This window comes from Nocardia sp. NPDC058497 (genome assembly GCF_042720195.1).
Classification (GTDB): Bacteria; Actinomycetota; Actinomycetes; order Mycobacteriales; family Mycobacteriaceae; genus Nocardia.
Map to the genome: position 1 here is coordinate 1 of NZ_JBHXMY010000630.1, position 3313 is coordinate 3313.

At 67.2% G+C, this 3313-nt stretch carries 5 protein-coding genes; all 5 read right to left on the reverse strand.

Annotated features, from left to right (window positions below; genetic code table 11):
- Nucleotides 1-180: nucleotidyl transferase AbiEii/AbiGii toxin family protein (locus ACFWPJ_RS28505; protein WP_378855942.1), on the reverse strand; the 180-nt coding region annotated here is incomplete at its 3' end.
- Nucleotides 177-383 carry a hypothetical protein gene (locus ACFWPJ_RS28510; RefSeq protein WP_378855944.1) on the reverse strand — a complete coding sequence of 69 codons (207 nt, stop codon included), beginning with the start codon at nt 381-383 and terminating at the stop codon, nt 177-179. The genes ACFWPJ_RS28505 and ACFWPJ_RS28510, both read right to left, overlap by 4 nt.
- Before the next feature lie 79 nt (nt 384-462).
- Nucleotides 463-1464: a ketol-acid reductoisomerase gene (gene ilvC, locus ACFWPJ_RS28515; protein ID WP_355282871.1), complete on the reverse strand. Its 1002-nt coding sequence runs from the start codon at nt 1462-1464 to the stop codon at nt 463-465.
- 50 nt (nt 1465-1514) lie between these two features.
- Nucleotides 1515-2018: an acetolactate synthase small subunit gene (ilvN, locus tag ACFWPJ_RS28520; protein ID WP_189024559.1), complete on the reverse strand. Its 504-nt coding sequence runs from the start codon at nt 2016-2018 to the stop codon at nt 1515-1517.
- Nucleotides 2015-3313, reverse strand: a 1299-nt coding sequence (locus ACFWPJ_RS28525; protein ID WP_378855946.1) for a thiamine pyrophosphate-dependent enzyme, incomplete at its 5' end; no start/stop codon positions are given. The genes ACFWPJ_RS28525 and ilvN, both read right to left, overlap by 4 nt.

Here is a 3313-nt window from a genome sequence, read left to right on the forward strand (position 1 = left end):
GCTGCGCACCATGGCTTCCGCGTCGCTGTCGTCGGCCACGGCGATGGCCAAGTCGATGTCATGGGTGAACCGGGGTATCGACCGGGCCGACACGGCAAACCCACCGACCAGAGCCCATCGATAGCCGAGTTTGTCGACGTCTGCTCTGGCACGCCGCAACGCAGCCTCGAGTACGTTCACGCGAAACGCTGGGATGGGTGACCGACCGCGTCGCCCGATGGTGCACCGGGGCGAGACAGCAGCCAGGAGTGAACCATGCCTTCGATTTCGGAAGCAGACGCCCCCGGATAGGTCCGTCGCATCCGGGTGCGATAGATCTGCACTCCGAACTCGGACATCTCCAACGCAAGCCGGAGCCGCTGAGCAGGTGTACCTTCCGTCACCCGTCCAGGCTACCCGCCTGAAAGCCGAAGGGCCCGCTCGCGCGTGGCGAACGGGCCCTTCGGAACGAACAGCGAGAACCTACGCGGTCTCGGTGATCGGGCGGTCGACCCAGCTCATCAGGCTGCGCAGCTTGGCGCCGGTGACCTCGATGGGGTGCTCGGCGTTCGCCTTGCGCAGGCCCTCGAGCTCGGTGTTGCCGTTCTCGACGTTGGCGACCAGGCGGCGGGTGAACTCGCCGGACTGGATGTCGGCCAGGATCGCCTTCATGCGCTCCTTGGTACCGGCGTCGATGACGCGCGGACCGGACAGGTAGCCACCGAACTCCGCGGTGTCGGACACCGAGTAGTTCATGCGCGCGATGCCGCCCTCGTACATGAGGTCGACGATCAGCTTCAGCTCGTGCAGGACCTCGAAGTAGGCCATCTCGGGGGCGTAGCCCGCCTCGACCATGACCTCGAAACCGGTCTTGACCAGTTCCTCGGTGCCACCGCAGAGCACGGCCTGCTCACCGAAGAGGTCGGTCTCGGTCTCTTCCTTGAAGGTGGTCTTGATGACGCCGGCGCGGGTGCCGCCGATGCCCTTGGCGTAGGACAGCGCCAGGGCCTGGCCCTCGCCGGTCGGGTCCTGGTCGACGGCGATCAGGGCCGGGACGCCCTTGCCGTCGGCGAACTGACGGCGCACCAGGTGGCCGGGGCCCTTCGGGGCGACCATCGCGACGGTGACGTTGGCCGGAGCCTTGATCAGACCGAAGTGGATGTTGAGGCCGTGGCCGAAGAACAGCGCGTCGCCGTCCTTCAGGTTCGGCTCGATGTCGTTGGTGAAGATCGACGCCTGCGCGGTGTCGGGCGCCAGCACCATGATCACGTCGGCCCACTCCGAAACCTCGGCGGGGGTGCCGACGGTCAGACCGGCCTCTTCGGCCTTCGGCCGCGACTTCGAACCCTCAGCGAGGCCGACGCGCACGTCGACACCGGAGTCGCGCAGGCTCAGCGAGTGCGCGTGGCCCTGGCTGCCGTAGCCGATCACGGCGACCTTGCGGCCCTGGATGATCGACAGGTCAGCGTCGTCGTCGTAGAACATCTCGACTGCCACTGTGGAGTCCCTTCTGGATAATTTCTGGTGGGTAAAAGTTAGCGGGTGGCCGTGATCGACTTCGGACCGCGTCCGACTGCGACCACGCCCGACTGCACGATCTCGCGGATGCCGAACGGTTCGACCATGCGCAGCAGGGCATCCAGCTTGGACCGGGTGCCGGTGGCCTCGATGGTCAGCGCGTCGGGCGAGACGTCGATCACCTTGGCGCGGAACAACTGCACGGCCTCGATCACCTGCGTGCGCACCGACGCGTCGGCGCGCACCTTCACCAGGATCAGCTCGCGGGCCACCGAGGCGTCGGCGTCCTGCTCCACGATCTTGATGACGTTGATCAGCTTGTTGAGCTGCTTGGTGACCTGCTCGAGCGGCAGATCGTCGACGGTCACGACGATGGTCATGCGCGAGATCTCGGGGATCTCGGTGCCACCGACGGCCAGCGACTCGATATTGAAGCCACGGCGCGAGAACAGGCTCGCGACTCGCGCCAGCACGCCCGGCTTGTCCTCGACGAGAACGCTCAGGGTGTGGGTGGTGCTCATGCCTCGGAACCCTTCTCGAATGCCGCCTGCTCGCGCTCCATCGCCTCGTGGATGACGGCCGGTTCGGAGACCGACTCGTCCTCGTCGAAGAGCGGGCGGATGCCGCGGGCGAACATGATCTCGTCGTTGCTGGTGCCCGCGGCGACCATCGGCCACACCTGGGCGTCCTTGCCGACGATGAAGTCGATCACGACCGGACGGTCGGTGATCTCCTGCGCCTGCCGGATCGCGGCCTCGACCTCGTCTTCCTTCTCCACGCGGATGCCGACGCAGCCCAGCGCCTCGGCCAGCTTGACGAAGTCGGGGATGCGCAGGGTGTGCGTGCCCAGATCGGTGTTGGAGTAGCGCTGTTCGTAGAACAGGGTCTGCCACTGGCGGACCATGCCGAGGTTGCCGTTGTTGATCAGCGCGACCTTGATCGGCACGCCCTCGATCGCACAGGTGGCCAGCTCCTGGTTGGTCATCTGGAAGCAGCCGTCACCGTCGACCGCCCAGACTTCCTTCTCCGGTGCGCCCATCTTGGCGCCCATGGCGGCCGGGACGGCGTAGCCCATGGTGCCGAGACCACCGGAGTTCAACCAGGTACGCGGGTTCTCGTACTTGATGAACTGCGCGGCCCACATCTGGTGCTGGCCGACGCCAGCGCAGTACACCGCCTCGGGGCCGGCCAGGCGGCCCAGCGCCTCGATGACGAACTCCGGCGACAGCGAACCGTCGCTGGGCGTCTTCCAGCCCAGCGGGTAGTTGTCGCGGATGTCGCTGAGGTAGGCCCACCATTCGGTGAGATCGAGCAGCGGGGCCGCGCCGGACTGCGGGTCGGCCTTGAGGGTCTCGATCAGCTCGACGATCACCTCGCGCGCGTCGCCCACGATCGGGACGTCGGCGTGGCGGTTCTTGCCGATCTCGGCCGGGTCGATGTCGGCGTGGATGACCTTCGCGTCGGGCGCGAAGGAGTCCAACTGACCGGTGACCCGGTCGTCGAAGCGGGCGCCGAGGGTGATCAGCAGGTCCGAGCGCTGCAGGGCGGCCACGGCGCCGACGGTGCCGTGCATGCCGGGCATGCCCATGTTCAGGGTGTGGCTGTCGGGGAACGCGCCACGCGCCATCAGGGTGGTGACCACCGGGATGCCGGTCAGCTCGGCGAGCTCGAGCAGCTCGGCCGAGGCGTCGGACTTGATGACGCCGCCACCGACGTAGAGCACCGGCGCCTTGGACTCCAGGATCATCCTGGCGGCCTCGCGCACCTGCTTGCCGTGCGGTTTGGTGACCGGACGGTAGCCGGGCAGACGCAACTC

Bases quoted from the DNA above. Each gene is read 5' to 3' on its own strand.
- ilvN (WP_189024559.1), bottom strand. From the start codon at position 2,018: ATGAGCACCACCCACACCCTGAGCGTTCTCGTCGAGGACAAGCCGGGC.
- ilvC (WP_355282871.1), bottom strand. From the start codon at position 1,464: ATGTTCTACGACGACGACGCTGACCTGTCGATCATCCAGGGCCGCAAG.